Source organism: Pseudomonas sp. MS646, assembly GCF_036693845.1.
Classification (GTDB): Bacteria; Pseudomonadota; Gammaproteobacteria; order Pseudomonadales; family Pseudomonadaceae; genus Aquipseudomonas; species Aquipseudomonas chlororaphis_E.
Window position 1 is genome coordinate 4,974,590 of the sequence record NZ_CP144763.1, and the last position, 20,869, is coordinate 4,995,458.

Below are 20,869 nucleotides of genomic sequence, written 5' to 3' on the forward strand. Positions count from 1 at the left end.
GGGGTATTTGCGTGGGGGATCAGGCGGCCTGGCGCACCTGTTTCTCCAGCTCAGCCCTCAATCCCGGCTCCAGCTTGAGCTGGCGGGCCAGTTCGTCGAGGTAGGACTTCTCCATGAAGTTTTCCTCGTCCACCAGCATCACGCTGGCGACGTACATTTCCGCGGCGATTTCCGGGGTGCCGGCGGCGCGGGCGACATCGGTGGGGTCCAGGGGCTTGTTGAGTTCGGCGTGCAGCCAGTGTTGCAGTTCCTGGTCGTTGTCGAGCTTGGTGAACTCGCCTTCGATCAGCTCGCGCTCACGCTCATCCACATGGCCGTCGGCCTTGGCGGCCGCCACCAGGGCCTTGAGGATCGCCTGGCTGTGCTGCTCGACCTGCGCCGGGGGCACGCGGTCCAGGGTCTGCGGTTCGGTTTGCGGGGCGCGGCCCTGCTGGGCCTGCCAGTTGCCATAGGCCTTGTAGGCGATCACGCCCAGCGCGGCCAAGCCGCCATAGGCCAAGGCCTTGCCGCCGAAGTGGCGGGCTTTCTTGTTTCCCAGCAGCAGCCCCATGGCCCCGGCGGCCAGGGCCCCCTTGCCGGAGAGCATTGCGCCCAGGTTGCCGGAGCCCCCGAGCAAGCCGCCCAAGCCACCGGACGCCTTGTCTTGTGAGCCGCCGGCCTTGTTCTGCAACATCTCCTGGCCAGACTTGAGGAGTTGATCGAGCAATCCACGGGTGTTCATTTACCACCTCCACGCATTCGGGTTAACCGGATCATTAAGGCCACCAGCCTAGATCGAAAGTGCCCTTGTACAGCGGCAAGTTTGCTTCCAGATGTTGCCTGACTACGCTAATAGCTAGCCATCCATGGCGTATCGCCCCGTTCCGACACTGCCCCGACCACAATTAAAGCAAGAGGGATTCCCATGTACGCGCACAAGACCGTATTGCTCAGCGCAATGACCACGGCGCTGCTGACCGGTGTCAGCCTCCAGGCCGCCGAGCTGCCCAAGGCGATTGGCGCTGGCGAAGGCCAGCTGGATATCGTGGCCTGGCCGGGCTACATCGAACGCGGCGAAAGCGACAAGGCCTACGATTGGGTGAGCGGTTTCGAGCAGGAAACCGGTTGCAAGGTGAACGTGAAGACCGCGGCGACCTCCGACGAAATGGTCAGCCTGATGACCAAGGGTGGCTACGACCTGGTCACCGCCTCGGGCGATGCCTCGCTGCGCTTGATTGCCGGCAAGCGGGTGCAGCCGATCAACACGGCGCTGATCCCCAACTGGCAGAACCTCGACCCACGCCTCAAGGATGCGCCGTGGTACGTGGTCAACCAGCAGACCTACGGCACACCGTACCAGTGGGGCCCGAACGTACTGATGTACAACACCGAGGTGTTCAAGCAGGCGCCGACCAGCTGGGGCGTGCTGTTCAACGCCCAGGACCTGCCCGACGGCAAACCGAACAAGGGGCGCGTGCAAGCCTACGACGGTCCGATCTACATCGCCGACGCAGCGCTCTACCTCAAGACCGCCAAGCCTGAGCTGGGCATCAAGGACCCTTATCAGCTCGACGAGGCGCAATACAAGGCCGTGCTGCAATTGCTGCGAGCGCAGCAACCGTTGATCCACCGCTACTGGCACGACACCACCGTGCAGATGAGTGACTTCAAGAACGAGGGTGTCGTGGCGTCCGGGGCCTGGCCGTACCAGGTCAACGGCCTGATGAACGAGAAACAGCCGATCGCCTCGACCGTCCCGAAAGAAGGCGCCACCGGTTGGGCCGATACCACGATGCTCCACGCCGATGCCAAGCACCCCAACTGCGCCTACAAATGGATGGACTGGTCGCTGCAACCGAAAGTCCAGGGTGACGTGGCCGCCTGGTTCGGATCCCTGCCGGCGGTGCCGGCGGCGTGCAAAGGCAGCGAACTGCTCGGCGCCGAAGGCTGCAAGACCAACGGCTTCGATCAGTTCGACAAGATCGCCTTCTGGAAAACCCCGCAGGCCGAGGGGGGCAAGTACGTGCCCTACAGCCGCTGGACCCAGGACTACATTGCGATCATGGGTGGGCGATAAGGCCCGGTACATAAATGGGAGCAGCCCCTGTGGCGAGGGAGCTTGCTCCCGCTGGCGTGCGAAGCGCGCCCAAAACCGAGCGACGCGGTATTAGCTGACACACCGCATCGCCTGGTTTTAGGGCGGCTGCGCCACCCAGCGGGAGCAAGCTCCCTCGCCACGGGGTCGCGTGCCAATCATTGAAGGTTCATACCCGCCCCGCTTTTTGGAGCCCCGCACCATGACGCTTGCAGTCCAATTCACCCAGGTATCCCGTCAGTTCGGCGATGTGAAAGCCGTTGACCGGGTTTCAATCGATATCCAGGACGGCGAGTTCTTTTCCATGCTGGGCCCCTCCGGTTCGGGCAAGACCACCTGCCTGCGCCTGATCGCCGGGTTCGAGCAGCCCAGTGAAGGCTCGATCCGCATCCACGGCGAGGAAGCCACGGGACTGGCGCCCTACCAGCGGGACGTCAACACGGTGTTCCAGGACTACGCCCTCTTCCCGCACATGAACGTGCGCGACAACGTGGCCTACGGCTTGAAGGTCAAGGGCGTGGCCAAGGCCGAGCGCATCAAGCGCGCCGAAGACGCCCTGGAGATGGTCGCCCTGGGCGGCTACGGCGAGCGCAAGCCGGCCCAGCTCTCCGGCGGCCAGCGCCAACGCGTGGCCCTGGCCCGCGCGCTGGTCAATCGCCCGCGGGTGCTGCTGCTGGACGAGCCCCTGGGGGCTCTGGACCTGAAGCTGCGGGAACAGATGCAGGGCGAGCTGAAAAAACTGCAACGCCAGTTGGGCATCACGTTCATCTTCGTCACCCATGACCAGACCGAAGCGCTGTCGATGTCCGACCGCGTGGCGGTGTTCAACAAGGGGCGCATCGAACAGGTCGACACCCCGCGCAATTTGTACATGAAGCCGGCGACCACCTTCGTCGCCGAGTTCGTCGGCACCTCCAACGTGATCCGTGGCGAGCTGGCGCAAACCCTGAGCGGTTATCCACAGCCCTTCTCGATCCGCCCCGAACACCTGCGGTTTGCCGACGGCCCGCTGGCCGCGCATGAGATCGAAGTCCACGGCCTGCTCCACGACATCCAGTACCAGGGCAGCGCCACGCGCTACGAGTTGAAGCTTGCCAACGGCCAGGTCCTGAACCTCAGCCAGGCCAACACCCAATGGGACGACCCGGGGACCCGCCACCAGGCCGGCCAGCACCTGGCCGTGCGCTGGGCCCGCGAGGCGATGATCCCCCTGCACGACAGCGTCCCGGGCGAGGCGTGACATGAACACACCGGCCTTGCGCTCCGCCACCGCATCGGGCTCGCTGCGACGGTTCTCCAACCTGTTGTACCGACGCCCCAACCTCTACCTGTCGATGTTACTGGTGCCGCCGCTGATCTGGTTCGGCGCGGTCTACCTGGGTTCGCTGCTGACCCTGTTGTGGCAGGGGTTCTACACCTTCGACGACTTCACCATGGCCGTCACGCCGGACCTGACCCTGGCGAACTTCGTCGCCCTGTTCCAACCCTCGAATGTCGACATCATCCTGCGCACCGTGAGCATGGCCATCGTCGTGTCCATCGCCAGCGCGATCGTCGCGTTCCCGATTGCCTACTACATGGCGCGCTACACCCGAGGCAAGACCAAGGCGTTTTTCTACATCGCGGTGATGCTGCCGATGTGGGCCAGCTACATCGTCAAGGCCTATGCCTGGACGCTCCTGCTGGCCAAGGGCGGCGTGGCGCAGTGGTTCATCCAGCAACTGGGCCTGGGACCGTCGCTGCAGTTCGTGCTTGGCGTCCCCGGCGTCGGGGGCAGCACGCTTTCCACCTCGCACCTGGGGCGCTTCCTGGTGTTTGTCTACATCTGGCTGCCCTTCATGATCCTGCCGATCCAGGCCTCCCTCGAACGCCTGCCGCCGTCGCTGCTGCAAGCCTCGGCAGACCTGGGCGCCAAACCGCGCCAGACGTTCATGCAGGTGATTGTGCCGCTGTCGATCCCAGGCATCGCCGCCGGCTCGATCTTCACGTTTTCACTCACCCTGGGGGATTTCATCGTGCCCCAACTGATGGGGCCGCCGGGCTACTTCGTCGGCAGCATGGTCTACGCCCAGCAAGGGGCCATCGGCAACATGCCCATGGCGGCCGCCTTCACGCTGGTGCCCATCGTGCTGATCGCCGTGTACCTGTCCATCGTCAAGCGCCTGGGGGCTTTCGATGCACTCTGACTCCTTGTCCCGAGCGTCCTGGGGGCTGCGTCTTGCGGCATGGGGCGGGCTGGTATTCCTGCACTTTCCGATCCTGATCATCGTCCTCTACGCGTTCAACACCGAGGACGCGGCGTTCAGCTTTCCGCCCAAGGGCCTGACCCTGAAGTGGTTCAGCGTCGCCTTCGCACGCCCCGACGTGCTGGAAGCGATCAAGTTGTCGCTGCAGGTCGCGGCCATCGCCACGCTGATCGCCATGGTGCTTGGCACGTTGGCCTCGGCGGCGCTGTACCGGCGTGAATTCTTCGGCAAGCAGGCCATTTCATTGATGCTGATCCTGCCGATCGCCCTGCCGGGGATCATCACCGGCATCGCGTTGCTGGCGACGTTCAAGAGCCTGGGGATCGAGCCGGGGATGTTCACCATCGTCGTCGGCCATGCAACCTTTTGCGTGGTGATCGTCTATAACAATGTCATCGCGCGCCTGCGCCGCACTGCCCACAGCCTGATCGAGGCGTCGATGGACCTGGGGGCCGACGGCTGGCAGACGTTCCGCTACATCATCCTGCCCAACCTGGGCTCGGCGTTGCTGGCCGGCGGAATGCTGGCGTTTGCGCTGTCGTTCGACGAAATTATCGTCACCACCTTCACCGCCGGCCACGAACGCACGCTGCCGCTGTGGCTGCTCAATCAACTCAGCCGGCCCCGCGACGTGCCGGTGACCAACGTGGTAGCGATGCTGGTGATGCTGGTGACCATGCTGCCGATACTGGGGGCCTATTACCTGACCCGAGGAGGCGAAAGCGTGGCGGGCAGCGGGGGAAAATGAATCAGCCACTGACGACTATCCAGTGAGGGAGCGATCGGCTCTCTGCCACAAAAAACAAAACAGCGAGAGGAGGACAGGGAGATGCAAACCAAACTACTGATCAACGGCCATCTGGTGGACGGCGAAGGGCCTGGTCAAGCCGTGTTCAACCCTGCGCTGGGCCGGGTGCTGGTGGAAATCAACGAGGCCAGCGAAGCCCAGGTGGACGCTGCCGTGCGCGCTGCCGACAGTGCGTTCGACAGCTGGTCCCAGGTGGCCCCCAAGGACCGCTCCTTGCTGCTGCTTCGGCTGGCCGACGCCATCGAGGCCCACGGCGAGGAGCTGGCAAAGCTGGAGTCGGACAATTGCGGCAAGCCCCTGAGCGCCGCGCTGAACGATGAGATCCCGGCGATCGCCGACGTGTTCCGCTTCTTTGCCGGCGCCAGCCGCTGCATGAACGGTTCGGCCGGCGGCGAGTACCTGCCGGGGCACACCTCGATGATCCGTCGCGACCCGGTGGGCGTCGTCGCCTCCATCGCACCGTGGAACTACCCGCTGATGATGGTCGCCTGGAAAATCGCCCCGGCCCTGGCCGCCGGCAATACCGTGGTGCTCAAGCCATCGGAACAGACCCCGCTGACGGCGTTGCGCCTGGCGCAACTGGCGTCAGAGATCTTCCCGGCCGGCGTGCTCAACGTGGTGTTCGGTCGCGGGCCGACCGTTGGCCAGCCCCTGGTGACCCACCCAAAAGTGCGCATGGTCTCGTTGACCGGCTCCATTGCCACCGGCTCGAACATCATTTCCAGCACCGCCGACAGCGTCAAGCGCACGCACATGGAACTGGGCGGCAAGGCCCCGGTGATCATCTTCGACGACGCCGACATCGACGCCGCGGTGGAAGGCATCCGCACCTTCGGCTTCTACAACGCCGGCCAGGATTGCACCGCCGCCTGCCGTATCTATGCCCAGCAAGGCATCTATGACACTTTTGTCGAAAAACTCGGCGCGGCGGTCAGCAGCATCAAGTACGGCCTGCAAACCGCCGCCGACACCGAGATGGGCCCGCTGATCACCGCCCAGCATCGCGACCGCGTGGCCGGGTTCGTCGAGCGCGCCATCGCCCAGGCGCATATTCGCCTGGTCACCGGCGGCAAGGCCGTGGAGGGCAACGGGTTCTTCTTCGAGCCGACCGTGCTGGCCGATGCCCAGCAGGATGACGAAATCGTCCGCCGGGAAGTCTTCGGGCCGGTGGTTTCCGTCACACCGTTCCTCGATGAAGCGCAAGTGCTGGCCTGGGCCAACGATTCGGACTACGGCCTGGCATCCTCGGTATGGACCGCCGACGTCGGTCGCGCCCATCGCCTGGCGGCACGCCTGCAATACGGCTGCACCTGGGTCAACACCCACTTCATGCTCGTCAGCGAAATGCCCCATGGCGGTCAGAAACGCTCCGGCTACGGCAAGGACATGTCCATGTATGGGCTGGAGGATTACACGGTGGTGCGCCATGTGATGTTCAAGCACTGAGTCAAGACAACGTTGGCAACACATGCCCACGGTTGCCGGGTCGAGGTCCTGCTAAGGTTTTCGTCGATCGATGCACGTTCGCCGGTTGACGGAAATCCTGGCAGAACCTAGGGTGTCTACAACGTATACACCCTAGGAGATCAGCCATGGCCTCGCCCGTTTTATCCTTTCGCGTGGAAGAAGGTCTGGCCCAACAGCTGGATTTGTTGGCCATCGCCACCGACCGCGATCGTCAATACCACCTCAAGCGTGCACTGGTCCGATATGTGGAGGCCGAATCCTGGCATCTGCAAGCCATCAGCGAAGGCGTGGCAGATGCCGACGCTGGAAACCTGACCGACCTGGACGCCGTGAAGGCTAAGTGGGCAAAGCGTGCCGAGCATCGTACTGACCAACAAAGCACAGAGTGACCTCGACTCGATTCACGAACACTACCAAGCTGCCCTCGGCAAGAACGGCGCAGATGCCGCCATCATCACGATCCTGGAAACCTTGCAACGCCTGCAGCGTTTTCCGGGTTCGGGCCGCCCCTCGATCGCACCCGATATCCGAGAGCTGGTGCTGACACGCTACCCGTTCGTTATCCCCTACCGTATGGTGCATGCACAAGTGCAGATTCTGCGGATATTGCACCAACGCAACGAGCGTCCACAGGACTGGTCGCCGGAATGACATCGGTGATGCCCGTCCACTCCGGCCGCCGATCCTGCCCTTAGAACCTCGAAACACTCCTCATTGCATCCACCAGGTAGCGCATGGCGATCCGGTCGCTTTCCGACAGTTCCCGATAGCGCTCCACCAGTTTCAGTTCTTCCAGGCTCAAGCGCCGCGACCTGCGCCCATGAGTCAGGTTTGGAAAGATCCCCAGTATTTCAGCGATGCCCTGTATTTTCGTCATGAGCGTATGTCCTTCTGTACGTCGAATGTAACTGATAGCGCGTGTGGATCCCGGCGTGGATCGCCTGTCACGCTAGAGAATAGGGAGGTTTCCAACCGGGAGAAGGGAGTTTTAGAGTAATTAGTCAAAAAATGCCGCAATCCTTATAAAAAAAGAAATAACTGTAAGAAATTTTGACTTAGCCCCGCTTTCCGTTCTCCCGGCACCCGCTCATCCCCTATGATTTTGCGCCTCGGTGAACCGATCCAGCTCTCAGGCATCTGTTCTAACGTTCGTCGCGTTTGGCCAAAGGCATGTCCGAACTCCTTCATCAGTCTTCTGTTGCCAGGATGGGCACGGGATTGTTTCGAGAAAGGTTGTATTTATGCACCGCAGGAACCTGCTCAAGGCCTCCATGGCCTTTGCCGCCTACACCGGGCTGTCAGCCTCAGGGCTCATGGCCGCGCGCGCCTGGGCTGCTGATCAGACCGCCGACGGCGAAGCCCGTCCCTTCGATTTCGATTCACTGAAAGACCAGGCCCGCAAACTGGCCGCCAGCCGCTACGTCGACACCAAGCAAGTCTTGCCGCCGACCCTGGCGCAGATGTCGCCCTTGCAGTTCAACGCCATTCAGTACGACGCCAATCACTCCCTGTGGAATGAGCTGGAAGGTCGGCAACTGGACGCGCAGTTCTTCCACGTCGGCATGGGCTTCAAGCAGCCGGTGCGCATGTACAGCCTCGACCCGAAGACCCGCATGGCCCGTGAGGTGCACTTCCGCCCGGAGCTGTTCAACTACGAGAAAACCACGGTCAACACCTCGCAACTGACGGGTGACCTGGGCTTCGCCGGCTTTCGCGTGTTCAAGGCGCCAGAACTGGCCCGCCACGACATCGTGTCGTTCCTGGGGGCCAGTTATTTCCGCGCCGTCGATGCCAGCGGCCAGTACGGGCTGTCGGCTCGCGGCCTGGCCATCGACACCTACGCCAAGAAGCGCGAGGAGTTCCCGGACTTCACCAAGTTCTGGTTCGAAACCCCGGACAAGAACAGCACCCGCTTCGTGGTCTACGCCTTGCTCGACTCCCCCAGCGCCACCGGTGCCTATCGGTTCGACATCGATTGCCAACCGACCCGTGTGGTGATGGAAATCGATGCGCACATCAACGCCCGCACCGCCATCGAACAACTGGGTATCGCGCCGATGACCAGCATGTTCAGTTGCGGCACCGTCGAGCGGCGCATGTGCGACACCATCCATCCGCAAATCCATGACTCCGACCGGCTGGCCATGTGGCGCGGCAACGGCGAGTGGGTCTGCCGTCCGTTGAACAACCCCGCCACCCTGCAATTCAACGCCTTTGCCGACAACAATCCGAAAGGTTTCGGCCTGGTACAGACCGACCATGACTTCGCCAGCTACCAGGACACCGTGGACTGGTACAGCAAGCGCCCGAGCCTGTGGGTCGAGCCGACGACGGCCTGGGGCGAGGGCTCGGTCGACCTGCTGGAAATTCCTACGACCGGCGAAACCCTGGATAACATCGTCGCGTTCTGGACACCGAAGAAACCGGTGGCCGCCGGCGACTCGTTGAACTACGGCTACAAACTCTACTGGAGCGCCCTGCCCCCGGTCAGCACGGACCTGGCCCATGTCGATGCAACCCGTTCGGGCATGGGCGGCTTCATCGAAGGCTGGGCGCCGGGCGAACACTACCCGACCGTCTGGGCCCGCCGCTTCGCCGTGGACTTCAGCGGCGGCGGTCTCGACCAGTTGCCACCGGGCACTGGCATCGAACCGGTGGTGACCTGCTCCCATGGCGAGGTGAAGGATTTCAACGTACTGGTGCTGGACGCGATCAAGGGCTACCGCATCACCTTCGACTGGTACCCGACCGACGACCGCGTCGACCCGGTGCAGATGCGCCTGTTCATCCGCACCAAGGACCGGACCTTGAGCGAGACCTGGCTGTACCAGTACTTCCCGCCAGCGCCGGACAAGCGCAAGTATCCCTGAGCCCTGCTGCGTCAGGGATGACGCCTTCGCGAGCAAGCCCGCTCCCATAGATTACGTGTGAACAACACGAATCCACTGTGGGAGCGAGCTTGCTCGCGAAGACGGCAGTACCAACACTCACGATTTCAGATAAGCAAAAAGCCCCGGCCAATGACGACCGGGGCTTTTTTGTTTTACCAAACACTCAATCGCGCAAATCCGATTCATGAATCGGCTGGTCCCGATGCGTCGCCCGCTGGTACTGCGCCGGCCACACGGCCTTGCGCCCGCCCAGGTCATCGTCGGCGTGCAAGGCCCAGTACGGATCACGCAACAATTCGCGGGCCAGGAAGATGATGTCTGCCTGGCAGGTCCGCAGGATGTGTTCGGCCTGGGCCGGTTCGGTGATCATGCCCACCGTACCGGTGGCGATTTCCGATTCCTTGCGCACCCGTTCGGCAAAGCGGGTCTGGTAGCCAGGGCCGGTGGGGATCTCGGCGTTGGCGGCGGTGCCACCCGAGGACACGTCGATCAGGTCCACCCCCAACGCCCTGAGGCGCCGTGCCAGCTCCACGGTTTCATCCGGGTTCCAGCCGTCCTCGACCCAGTCGGTGGCGGAAACGCGCACGAACACCGGCAGCTCTTCAGGCCAGACCGCCCGGACCGCTTCGGTGACTTGCAGCACCAGGCGGATGCGGTTTTCGAACGAACCGCCATATTGATCGCGGCGCTGATTGCTCAAGGGCGACAGGAATTGATGCAGCAGGTAACCGTGGGCGGCGTGGACCTCGACCACCTTGAACCCGGCGGTGAGGGCGCGCTTGGCCGAATCGACGAACGCCTGGATCAGGCCGGCGATCTGCCCCTCGTCCAACTGGACCGGCTGGGTGTGTTGTGGGTCGAAGGCGATCGGCGACGGACCGACCGGCACCCAGCCGCCATCCGCCGGCTTCACGCTGCCGTGGTTGCCCAGCCAGGGGCGCCAGGTACTGGCCTTGCGTCCGGCGTGGGCCAACTGGATACCCGGCACAGCCCCCTGGGCGGTGATGAAACGGGTAATGCGTTGCAGCGGTTCGATCTGTTCATCGTTCCACAGCCCCAGGTCCTGGGCGGTGATACGGCCGTCAGCCGTGACGGCGGTGGCTTCGGTGAACACCAGGCCGGCGCCACCAACGGCGCGGCTTCCCAGGTGGACCAAATGCCAGTCGTTGGCCAGGCCATCGACGCTCGAATATTGGCACATCGGTGAGACCGCGATGCGATTGGGCAGGGTCAGTTGACGAAGGGTATAGGGTTCCAGCAGCAGACTCATGGGGCACCTCTCGAATCAGTGGGCAGGCTCCAGGGTTCTGTTTGAACAGTCGACGAGTGACAAAAGCGCAACACCCGCCCCCGCGGGCAACGAAAATCGACAAGACGTCACAAGGGCTATCAAGCAGTGCTTAGAGCCTAGTCGACAACGTGGGATAAGGCAGGGTTCAGAATCTAAAACAAGCTACTGTGGCGAGGGGAGTTATCCCCGCTGGGCTGCGCAGCAGCCCCAAAACCTGGCATCGAGGTGTACCTGGCATACCTCGTCAGCCAATTTGCGGCTGCTGTGCAGCCGAACGGGGATAAATCCCCTCGCCACAGGGAGATCATCGCCTTGGGAATCTGTGTGTTTACCGCGGCTCGATATGAGCAATCATCAACTGCACGGTTTCCTGGCCGCGGAACTCGTTGAGGTCGAGCTTATAGGCCAGTTCCACCCAGCGCACGGTAGGGTTGGGCCAGATCTCGCGGTCGATGCCAAAGGCGATGCCATCAAGCTTCACCGAGCCGCACTCGCTCTTGAGGACCACCTTCAAGTGCCGTTCGCCCACCACCCGCTGTTCCACCAACTGAAACACGCCGTGGAACATCGGCTCGGGGAAATGCTGGCCCCAGGGCCCGGCATGACGCAGCGCCCGGGCCAGTTCCAGGTGGAACTCCTCGACCGCCAACGTGCCGTCCGACAACAGCCGCCCGGTCAGGTCTTCGTCGCGCAGTTGCCTGCGCACTTCAGCGTCGAACGCCTCGGCAAACAACGGGAAATTCGCTTCCGGCAACGTCAGCCCCGCCGCCATGGCGTGGCCGCCGTACTTGCTGATCAGGGTCGGATGCTGCGCCGCCACCACGCTCAGCGCATCGCGAATGTGGAACCCCGGCACCGAGCGTCCCGAGCCCTTGAGTAAGCCGTCACCGGCGTCGGCAAAGGCGATGGTCGGTCGGAAATAGCGCTCTTTCATCCGCGAGGCGAGAATCCCGATCACCCCTTGGTGCCACTGCGGGTCGAACAGGCACAAGCCGAACGGCATCGACTCCACAGGCAGCTCCTTGAGCTGGGCCAGGGCTTCGCGCTGCATGCCTTGCTCGATGGATTTGCGGTCCTGGTTCATGCCATCCAGTTGCGCGGCCATTTCCCGCGCCAGGGCCGGGTCGTCGGTGAGCAGGCATTCAATGCCCAGGCTCATGTCATCCAGGCGCCCCGCCGCATTCAGGCGCGGCCCAAGGATAAACCCGAGGTCCGTGGAGGTGATGCGCGAAGGGTCGCGCTTGGCCACTTCCAGGATGGCCTTGATGCCTGGGCGGGCGCGCCCGGCACGAATCCGCTCCAGCCCCTGGTGCACCAGGATGCGGTTGTTGGCGTCCAGGGGCACCACGTCGGCGACGCTGCCCAGGGCCACCAGGTCGAGCAACTCGCCAATGTTCGGTTGCGGCGTGCTGGCGTACCACCCCAGGCTGCGCAGGCGGGCCCGCAGCGCCATCAGCACGTAGAAGATCACCCCGACCCCGGCCAGCGCCTTGCTCGGAAACTCACAGCCAGGCTGGTTCGGGTTGACGATGGCATCGGCCGCCGGCAGTTCGAGGCCCGGCAAGTGGTGGTCGGTGACCAGCACCTTGAGCCCCGCGGCCTTCGCCGCCGCCACGCCTTCCACGCTGGAAATCCCGTTGTCGACGGTGATCAGCAACTGCGGCTCGCGAGCCAGCGCGACTTCGACGATTTCCGGGGTCAGGCCATAGCCATACTCGAAGCGGTTGGGCACCAGGTAGTCGACATGGGCCGCACCAAGCAGGCGCAGCCCCAGCATGCCGACGGTGCTGGCGGTCGCGCCATCGGCGTCGAAGTCGCCGACGATCAGGATCCGCTGGCGCTGCTCCAGCGCCACCACCAACAGGTCAACCGCCGCGTCGATGCCCTTGAGCTGCTGGAACGGAATCAGGCGCGCCAGGCTCTTGTCCAGCTCGGCCTCGGACTGCACGCCACGGGCGGCGTACAGGCGAGTCAACAAGGGCGGCAGGTCCCCCAGAAACGGCAGGGTGTCGGGTAGCTGGCGGGGTTCTATGCGCATGGAGTGACGGACATTTCTCTATAAAGCTGTGGAATTTTGATGACTTGTGGCGAGGGAGCTTGATGCCGTGGTGGCTCAACCACGCTCGCCCAGCAACCATTGCAACTGGACTTCATGCTGACCGCGGTCATCGGTCACGAACACCGTGCCCTCGCTTATCATCACGTCCCACTTGATCACCCGGGGCATGTCCTGGGCCAGGGTTTCGAGCACTTCTTGGGGCACCGCGGCGATGTTGACGTTCTTCAGGTTCTTGATCGCCGGAATCACCTTGCCTTCCCAGACGCGCAAGCTGCCGTAGGCCAGCAGGCTGGTGCGCTCGGTGCGGCGCGAGCACCAGGTCAGGCGATCGGCATCGGGCTGACCGACTTCGATCCAGTGCAGCACACGGTCATCCAGGCTTTTTTCCCACAACGCTGGCTCATCGACATCCGACAGACCACGTCCAAAAGACAGCAGCTCGTTGTACCAGAGCGCGTAGGCCAGCAGACGCACGGTCATGCGTTCCTCGGTCTCCGAAGGGTGGCGGGCGATGGTCTGCTTCACGTTCTCGTAGACATTACGGTCGAGGTCGGTGAGGTTCAGTTCAAACTTGTAGGTCGTGGACGGCTGGGCCATGAACAGGGCTTCTTGATACGGGGAAAGGCGGCAAGTCTAACCGATGACGCGGGCAATCCACGAATTGCCGACCATCAACCTGCGGCGACTGACCCTGGCCTATGATAAAACGCTCTATTCGTTCTGCCTTGTCCTACAGGATCCGCCATGTCGCTCACTGCCAAACCCCTTGCCGGCGTCAAAGTCATCGAACTGGGCACCCTGATCGCCGGGCCCTTCGCTTCGCGAATCTGCGGTGAATTCGGCGCCGAGGTGATCAAGGTCGAATCGCCGGATGGCGGCGATCCGCTGCGCAAGTGGCGCAAGCTGTATGAAGGCACGTCCCTGTGGTGGTTCGTCCAGGCGCGCAACAAGCAATCCCTGACCCTGAACCTGAAACACCCCGAAGGCCTGCAGATCCTGAAAAAACTGATCGGCGAAGCCGACATCCTGATCGAGAACTTCCGGCCCGGCGTGCTGGAAAAACTCGGCCTGGGCTGGGACGTCCTGCACGCGCTCAACCCCAGGCTGGTGATGGTGCGGCTGTCGGGTTTCGGCCAGACCGGGCCGATGAAAGACCAGCCAGGGTTTGGCGCGGTGGGTGAATCCATGGGAGGCCTGCGCTACATCACCGGCTTCGAAGACCGTCCGCCCGTGCGCACCGGGATTTCCATCGGCGACTCCATCGCCGCACTCTGGGGCGTGATCGGCGCGCTCATGGCCCTGCGCCACCGCGAAGTCAACGGCGGCACCGGCCAGGTGGTGGACGTGGCGTTGTACGAGGCGATCTTCGCCATGATGGAAAGCATGGTGCCGGAGTTCGACGTGTTCGGTTTCATCCGTGAGCGCACCGGCAATATCATGCCCGGCATCACACCGTCGTCGATCCACACCAGCGCCGACGGCAAGCACGTGCAGATCGGCGCCAACGGTGACGCGATCTTCAAGCGCTTCATGCAGCTCATCGGTCGCGACGACCTGGCCAATGACCCGCAACTGGCCAGCAACGATGGCCGTGACGCCCGCCGTGACGAGTTGTATGGCGTCATCGACCGCTGGGTCAATTCACTGCCCCTCGATGTCGTCATCGAACAGTTGAACCAGGCCGGCGTGCCGGCCAGCCGGATATTCAGCGCCGAGGACATGTTCAACGACCCGCAATTCCTCGCCCGGGAAATGTTCCTGCAGGCCAAGTTGCCAGACGGCAAGGGGTTCAAGATGCCCGGTATCGTCCCGAAACTGTCGGACACGCCGGGCACTTGCGACTGGGTCGGGCCGACGTTGGGGGAACACAACGCACAAGTGCTCGGCGAGCTTGGCTACGATGCACAGCAGATCGCCAAGCTGCGCACCGACGGCGCTATTTGACACACCACAGCGGGCCGTCACTGAAGATCAAGTTGTGGGAGCAAGCTTGCTCCCACAAAGGTTGCGCGCTAAAACACAAACGCCAGGCAAAAAGAAACCCCGAGCAGTGGGGAGACAACTCGGGGTTAAACGTAACCATTCATGGTTAGTACAACAAGCGACGAGCACCGGAGCACAATGCTCGCTCTTGTTGGTAAAAGGTCTGACTCACCAAAGCGTAGGAAGGTTCCCACGAACTCGGGTCAATTCGGGGCAACCATGACCTTGTCGCCCGCCAGGTTACGCAGCGCCGCTATCACACAGGGCTCCAGGCGCCCCTCGGCAATCAGTACATCGCGGTGCAGGCCGTCGACCACGTCCGTCAGCTGACGCTTGTCGGTCAATTGGGCTTGGTTGAACACTCGTTCGACCATAATGGCCCCGGAGGCATTCTTCAGCGTCACCAGGCATTCGCCCTTGGCGCCAGAGGGAGTCAGCGAGACCTGATACGGGCTCAAAGCCTCACCCAGCAATAGGCTGATACTTTCCATTCGCTCACCCTTCAATAGTCCGAAAACAACTGCGTGTACCCAGTAAATGACCGTGGGCCGCAACAGAAAGTTCGCCAGCGCAGCGAGGCGGCACACCTGGGCCTCGTTCAACCGAGCATGCGCGTGCAATGTGACAGGCAAACAACAGGCCGGCGCATCGCGAACGCTGCGGGATCAGGCCAGCAAGCCATCGGAACGACACCACCGGCGCCCTGCGTCCTTCCAGCCGCCCAGCAGCCCGCGCAACTGCCCATCGGCCCCGTAGAACGGCACCGACCAATGGTAGATATTGCGCAAACCGCCATTGAACAGCAGTTGCCGGTCGGCAAATCGGGATTGTCCGGTGCGCAACTGCTCCATCATTTCGCCATGCAGCTGTTCGGCGGTGGCCGGGGGGAAAACGCTGGAATCCGTCAATCGCGTGCCCCGCAGCTTTTCGAAACGCGTCGCCAACAGGTCTTCGTAACTTTTGTTGCACATGATCAGGCGCCCTTCCAGGTCGCGGATGAAGATCGGATCGGGAATCGCGTCCATCAAGGCCCGCTGCAACATCAACTGGTCCTTGAGCACGGCCTCGGCCTGGAGGCGCTGATCGATCTGGATCTGCAGGCGACGGTTCCACAGCACGGACAACAGGCCGAACAGCGCGACCGTGATCACGCACCAGTACCCCCACGTCGACACGCGCTGCCACAGCGAAGGCGCAGGGCTGGGGAGCGTGCCCGTCAGCCACTTGGCACGCAGTGCGCGCATGTCCTCGGCCGGAAACCCTTCCAGCGCCTTGTTCAGGATCCCCAGCAAGGGGGTGAGGTCCTGGCGCACCGCCAGGTAGTCCGGTTCCCAGCGCCCCTCAAGGCTGGCGCCGACCTGCAACTGCCCCGCCGGGTAGAGGTGCACGCTGGTTTCGTTCTCGATGGTGGCGAAGGCCTCCCGGCTTTCCACCAACGCCCGCGCCTCCCCATACGTCTTGACCGTGCGCAACTCGATGGTCGGGTAGTCGCGCCGGATCTCCGCCTCCAGGGCATGCCGGGCGGGCAACGCCAGGACCTTGCCCTTGAGCTGCTCCAGCGAATGGAGCACCGTCTCCCCGGCCCGGCCGACCAATACCCAGCCGAAGCCGCCAAATGCATGGCTGAAATGGAGGAAGTCCCGGCGTTCGTCATTCATCGCCAGATTGGCGGTCATGTCCGCCTCGCCATTCTCCAGCATGGTCAATAACTGGCCAGGGGAAAATGACTCCCGGTGCACGAACTCAAGGCCGGTCATCAGCGCAATGCGCTGGAGAATGTCGTGGTTCAAGCCGTCCCACTGCCCCAGCTCATTCTTGAACAGGTACAGCGGAAACTGCATCGAGGCCACCACGACCCGCGGGTTTTCCCTGATCCACTTCAATTCCCGGGCGTCCAGTACCAGCCGTTCGCCAGGGTTGAGCGGTGGCGCCTGGACGGTGGCCAACGGCGTCGCCCCGCCCCACGGCGCCCAGTACATCAACGCCAGGCCTGCCACCCAACTGCGCAAGGGTTCGGATTTGATAAAAAACAACATCTGCACTTTCCTTCGAGATGACTCGCTCGTCCCTCCCAGGGCCGAAAACCCGATCAGTTTGGCATGCAGAAACAAGAAAGCCCGTCAGGAGACGGGCTTCAAAATGTGACAGGTTCAGGCGGTCAGAGTGGCTTTCCGCGGTTGCCATGCTGACTGACAAAGGCCTGCACGGCAGCCAGGTCGTTGGGCAACACGGTGCAACGCTCATCTCTCTCAAACAAATCAGAAAGATGTGCAGGCAGTTCCAGCGCTTTTCCTACACCCGCTTGCTCCACGGCTTCCGGGAACTTGACCGGATGGGCCGTCCCCAGGACCACCATCGGGATGTCCAGGCTGCGACGGCACTCACGGGCGGCCTTGACGCCGATGGCGGTGTGCGGGTCGAGCAACTCGCCGCATTGGCTGAAGACCTCGGCGATGGTTTCGCAGGTTTGCGCGTCATCCACGGCCAGGGAATCGAACAGCTTGCGGGCTTCGGTCCAGCGCTCGGGCTCGACGCTGAAGCCGCCGCCCTGCTTGAAGCTGTCCATCAGGCCGGCGATGGCCGCGCCATTGCGACCGTGCAGGTCGAACAGCAAGCGTTCGAAGTTCGACGAGACCATGATGTCCATCGACGGCGACAACGTGGCGTGCAGGGTTTCCTTGACGTACTGGTTGCCGCTCATGAAGCGGTGCAGGATGTCGTTGCGGTTGGTGGCGACGATCAACTGGTTGATCGGCAGGCCCATGTTGCGCGCCAGGTAGCCGGCGAAGATATCGCCAAAGTTGCCGGTGGGTACCGAGAACGCCACGGAACGGGCCGGGCCGCCCAGTTGCAGGGCTGCGTGGAAGTAATAAACGATCTGGGCCATGATCCGTGCCCAGTTGATCGAATTCACCGCCACCAGCCGGGTGCCCTTGAGGAAACCCTGATCGGCGAAACTGGCCTTGACCATTTCCTGGCAGTCGTCGAAGTTGCCTTCGATGGCGATGTTGTGGATGTTATCGCCGAAGATGGTCGTCATCTGCCGACGCTGCACTTCCGAGACACGGTTGTGCGGGTGCAGGATGAAGATGTCGACGTTCTCGCAATGCTTGCAGCCTTCGATGGCGGCCGAGCCGGTGTCGCCGGAGGTGGCGCCCACGATCACCACGCGCTCGCCACGTTTTTGCAACACGTAGTCCAGCAGGCGGCCGAGCAATTGCAGGGCGAAGTCCTTGAACGCCAGGGTCGGGCCGTGGAACAGCTCCATCACCCACTCGTTACCGTTGAGCTGACGCAGCGGTGCGATAGCGTTGTGGGAAAAGACCCCGTAGGTCTCTTCGAGAATCTTTTTGAAATCGGCGTCCGGGATGCTGCCGGTGACGAACGGGCGCATGACCCGGAACGCCAGCTCGTGGTACGGCAGGCCGGCCCAGGAGGCGATTTCTTCCTGGGTGAAACGGGGCAGGTTTTCCGGCACATAGAGGCCGCCGTCCGTGGCCAGGCCGGCCAGCAGGACATCTTCGAAATTCAGGGCCGGTGCCTGGCCGCGGGTGCTGATATAGCGCATGGGGGCAAACCTTTGGTTTGAGCTTCGAGCTTCGAGCTGCAAGCTACAAGTTGACAGCGGATCGGCTTTTACTTGGAGCTTGCAGCTTGCGGCTTGCAGCTTTGATTAATTCAGATGCTCAACGCGGATCCGGACAACAGGGCCTACCACGCCCTGGAGCGCTTCGAGCGCGGCAATCGCGTCGTTGATGCGCTGCTCGACCACACGGTGGGTCAGCAGGATCATCGGCACCAGGCCGTCGTGTTCCTCGACTTCCTTCTGCATGATCGACTCGATGTTGATCCCCCGCTCGGACAGGATACTCGCCACCTGGGCCAGTACGCCCGGGTGGTCCTTGGCCTGGATCCGTAGGTAGTAGGAGCTTTCGCACGCCTCGATCGGAAGAATCGGGTGGGCCGACAACGAATCCGGCTGGAAGGCCAGGTGCGGTACACGGTTTTCCGGGTCGGAGGTCATGGCGCGGACCACGTCCACCAGGTCGGCGACCACCGAGGAAGCCGTCGGCTCCATGCCGGCACCGGCGCCGTAGAACAGCGTCGAACCGGACGCGTCGCCGTTGACCATCACCGCGTTCATCACGCCATTGACGTTGGCGATCAGGCGATCGGCCGGGATCAGCGTCGGGTGCACGCGCAGCTCGATGCCGCTGGCGGTGCTGCGTGCCACGCCCAGGTGCTTGATGCGGTAGCCCAGCGCTTCGGCGTAGTTCACGTCAGCGGTGGTCAGCTTGGTGATGCCTTCGGTGTAGGCCTTGTCGAACTGCAACGGGATACCGAACGCGATGGACGCCAGGATCGTCAGCTTGTGCGCGGCGTCGATGCCTTCTACGTCGAAGGTCGGATCGGCCTCGGCGTAACCCAGGGCCTGGGCCTCGGCCAGCACGTCTTCGAAGGTGCGACCCTTCTCGCGCATCTCGGTGAGGATGAAGTTGCCGGTACCGTTGATGATCCCCGCCACCCAGTTGATACGGTTGGCCGACAGGCCTTCACGGATCGCCTTGATCACCGGGATGCCACCGGCCACGGCGGCTTCGAACGCCACGATCACACCCTTCTCGCGGGCCTTGGCGAAAATTTCATTACCGTGAACGGCGATGAGCGCCTTGTTCGCGGTGACCACATGCTTGCCATTCTCGATGGCCTTGAGTACCAACTCGCGGGCAACGGTATAGCCGCCCACCAGCTCTACGACGATGTCGATCTCAGGGTTCGTGGCCACTTCGAAGACATCGTTGGTAATCGCAATACCGGTCGTCTGGAACTGAGGCTTTGGCGTGCGCATGGCAATTTGTGCCACTTCGATTCCACGCCCGGCACGACGAGCAATTTCCTCGGCGTTGCGCTGAAGTACGTTGAAGGTGCCGCCACCGACGGTACCTAACCCACAGATGCCTACTTTGACCGGATTCACTCTTGACTCCCCATGAAACGGCCGACGCAAGGGTCGGCCGTGAATACAGCCGCGCAGCAACGCGGCTTTGTGTTTAACGGCCCGACGAAGGTTTTCGCCGAGCCGTGACCTTCAAAAACGGATCATTCATGATCATTTGGCACCAAGGGCCAGTTTGGCGACTTGTGGCGCCGGCTGGTAGCCCGGAATCACTTGGCCGTCGGCCAAAACGATGGCCGGTGTGCCGTTCACGCCGATGGACTGGCCGAGGGCGAACTGTTTGGAAACCGGGTTCTCGCACTTGGCGGCCTTGATTTCCTTGCCATCGACCATCTTGTCCATGGCCGCCTTCTTGTCCTTGGAGCACCAGACCGCCTGCAACTGCTCGTCACCCGGCGAACCCAGGCCCTGGCGCGGGAACGCCACGTAGCGCACTTCGATGCCGCGCTTGTTCAGCTCCGGCACTTCGGCGTGCAACTTATGGCAATACGGGCAGGTGGTGTCGGTGAACACGGTGATATGGGACTTGGTTTCGCCAACGGCCGGGTAGACCACGGTTTCCGCAACCGGAATGCCGTTGATCAGCTTGGAGATGCCCTGGCGTTCGGTGATCTCGGTGAGATTGACCGGCTTGCCGTCCTTGAGCTCGAACAGGTTGCCCTGGACGATGTACTGCCCGTCGGCGCTGGCATAGAGCACGCGGCTGCCCTTGAGCTTGACTTCATACAGACCGGACATCGGGCTGGCCGAAATGGCTTCGATCGGCACTTCGAGCTGAAGGTTTTCCAGGCTCTTGCGGATAGCCTTGTCGGCCGCGTCATCGGCGATGGCAAAGGTACTGGCCAGCGCGATGGCGGCGGCGGTGAACATCTGGATCAAGCGCATGAGGACTCCTGAGGCGAACAAATGGGACGGGAAAACGCCGACCTTGAATTCGGGTTCCAGCCGCCCACTGTGCAAACCGGCAAAGCCTACCACATAAGGCCCGCGCGGCCGAATGCCGGTGATGCAAGACGCTTAGAGGATTGATGCAGGCTGACACACCGCCATCGCGAGCAAGCTCGCTCCCACACTTTGGTCGGTGCCGGTCCGC

The 20,869-nt window shown here is 62.6% G+C and carries 19 protein-coding genes; 9 read left to right on the forward strand and 10 right to left on the reverse strand.

Annotated elements, in window-relative coordinates:
* Positions 1-19: 19 nt before the first annotated feature.
* Entirely contained in the window at positions 20-721 is a 702-nt protein-coding gene (locus V3H56_RS21845; RefSeq protein ID WP_047736746.1) for a tellurite resistance TerB family protein, read from the reverse strand.
* Positions 722-904: 183 nt separating this feature from the next.
* On the opposite strand from V3H56_RS21845, the gene ydcS reads away from it, so the two are divergent.
* From ydcS to V3H56_RS21880, 7 genes are all read left to right on the forward strand, one after another.
* On the forward strand, positions 905-2,056 hold the full coding sequence (ydcS, locus tag V3H56_RS21850; RefSeq protein ID WP_042730675.1) for a putative ABC transporter substrate-binding protein YdcS: 1,152 nt from the start codon (positions 905-907) through the stop codon (positions 2,054-2,056).
* Between the two features lie 220 nt (positions 2,057-2,276).
* Positions 2,277-3,314 (forward strand): ABC transporter ATP-binding protein, encoded by a 1,038-nt coding sequence (locus tag V3H56_RS21855; protein WP_042730041.1) that lies wholly within the window; start codon positions 2,277-2,279, stop codon positions 3,312-3,314.
* A 1-nt stretch (position 3,315) separates the two neighbouring features.
* Positions 3,316-4,260: an ABC transporter permease gene (locus V3H56_RS21860; RefSeq protein ID WP_047736748.1), complete on the forward strand. Its 945-nt coding sequence runs from the start codon at positions 3,316-3,318 to the stop codon at positions 4,258-4,260.
* Positions 4,250-5,068 carry an ABC transporter permease gene (locus V3H56_RS21865; RefSeq protein WP_047736749.1) on the forward strand — a complete coding sequence of 273 codons (819 nt, stop codon included), beginning with the start codon at positions 4,250-4,252 and terminating at the stop codon, positions 5,066-5,068. The genes V3H56_RS21860 and V3H56_RS21865 overlap by 11 nt, the downstream gene beginning before the upstream one ends.
* A gap of 81 nt (positions 5,069-5,149) precedes the next feature.
* The gene (locus tag V3H56_RS21870; RefSeq protein WP_042730044.1) at positions 5,150-6,574 is read left to right on the forward strand and encodes a gamma-aminobutyraldehyde dehydrogenase; all 1,425 of its coding nucleotides are present in this window, start codon (positions 5,150-5,152) and stop codon (positions 6,572-6,574) included.
* A gap of 146 nt (positions 6,575-6,720) precedes the next feature.
* Positions 6,721-6,984, forward strand: coding sequence for a transcriptional regulator (locus V3H56_RS21875; protein WP_047736750.1), 264 nt, complete (start codon positions 6,721-6,723; stop codon positions 6,982-6,984).
* The gene (locus tag V3H56_RS21880) at positions 6,947-7,246 is read left to right on the forward strand and encodes a type II toxin-antitoxin system RelE/ParE family toxin (protein WP_047736752.1); all 300 of its coding nucleotides are present in this window, start codon (positions 6,947-6,949) and stop codon (positions 7,244-7,246) included. The genes V3H56_RS21875 and V3H56_RS21880 overlap by 38 nt, the downstream gene beginning before the upstream one ends.
* A 40-nt stretch (positions 7,247-7,286) precedes the next feature.
* On the opposite strand, the gene V3H56_RS21885 is transcribed toward V3H56_RS21880, so the two are convergent.
* Entirely contained in the window at positions 7,287-7,472 is a 186-nt protein-coding gene (locus V3H56_RS21885; RefSeq protein ID WP_042730047.1) for a hypothetical protein, read from the reverse strand.
* A 364-nt stretch (positions 7,473-7,836) separates the two neighbouring features.
* Here V3H56_RS21885 and V3H56_RS21890 point away from each other — a divergent pair, with 364 nt between their 5' ends.
* Entirely contained in the window at positions 7,837-9,465 is a 1,629-nt protein-coding gene (locus tag V3H56_RS21890; protein WP_047736754.1) for a glucan biosynthesis protein D, read from the forward strand.
* Between the two features lie 184 nt (positions 9,466-9,649).
* Here the strand turns inward: V3H56_RS21890 and V3H56_RS21895 are convergent, their stop codons facing one another.
* From V3H56_RS21895 to V3H56_RS21905, 3 genes are all read right to left on the reverse strand, one after another.
* Positions 9,650-10,756, reverse strand: coding sequence for an NADH:flavin oxidoreductase/NADH oxidase (locus V3H56_RS21895; protein WP_047736755.1), 1,107 nt, complete (start codon positions 10,754-10,756; stop codon positions 9,650-9,652).
* 349 nt (positions 10,757-11,105) lie between these two features.
* A complete protein-coding gene (recJ, locus tag V3H56_RS21900; RefSeq protein WP_042730050.1) occupies positions 11,106-12,815 on the reverse strand; it encodes a single-stranded-DNA-specific exonuclease RecJ in 1,710 nt (569 codons plus the stop codon).
* 75 nt (positions 12,816-12,890) lie between these two features.
* Entirely contained in the window at positions 12,891-13,433 is a 543-nt protein-coding gene (locus V3H56_RS21905) for a YaeQ family protein (protein WP_047736757.1), read from the reverse strand.
* A gap of 147 nt (positions 13,434-13,580) precedes the next feature.
* Here V3H56_RS21905 and V3H56_RS21910 point away from each other — a divergent pair, with 147 nt between their 5' ends.
* Complete coding sequence (locus V3H56_RS21910; protein WP_047736759.1) at positions 13,581-14,780, forward strand: CaiB/BaiF CoA-transferase family protein; 1,200 nt, start codon at positions 13,581-13,583, stop codon at positions 14,778-14,780.
* 242 nt (positions 14,781-15,022) lie between these two features.
* Here V3H56_RS21910 and V3H56_RS21915 read toward each other — a convergent pair whose 3' ends face one another.
* The 5 genes from V3H56_RS21915 to V3H56_RS21935 all read right to left on the reverse strand — a co-directional run bounded on the left by V3H56_RS21915 (position 15,023) and on the right by V3H56_RS21935 (position 20,661).
* Entirely contained in the window at positions 15,023-15,310 is a 288-nt protein-coding gene (locus V3H56_RS21915) for a DUF3509 domain-containing protein (protein ID WP_042730053.1), read from the reverse strand.
* Between the two features lie 174 nt (positions 15,311-15,484).
* Positions 15,485-16,855: a transporter substrate-binding domain-containing protein gene (locus V3H56_RS21920; protein WP_047736761.1), complete on the reverse strand. Its 1,371-nt coding sequence runs from the start codon at positions 16,853-16,855 to the stop codon at positions 15,485-15,487.
* 122 nt (positions 16,856-16,977) lie between these two features.
* Entirely contained in the window at positions 16,978-18,387 is a 1,410-nt protein-coding gene (gene thrC / locus V3H56_RS21925) for a threonine synthase (RefSeq protein WP_047736763.1), read from the reverse strand.
* 105 nt (positions 18,388-18,492) lie between these two features.
* Positions 18,493-19,797 (reverse strand): homoserine dehydrogenase, encoded by a 1,305-nt coding sequence (locus tag V3H56_RS21930; RefSeq protein ID WP_042730056.1) that lies wholly within the window; start codon positions 19,795-19,797, stop codon positions 18,493-18,495.
* Between the two features lie 132 nt (positions 19,798-19,929).
* On the reverse strand, positions 19,930-20,661 hold the full coding sequence (locus tag V3H56_RS21935; RefSeq protein WP_042730057.1) for a DsbC family protein: 732 nt from the start codon (positions 20,659-20,661) through the stop codon (positions 19,930-19,932).
* Positions 20,662-20,869: the final 208 nt, after the last annotated feature.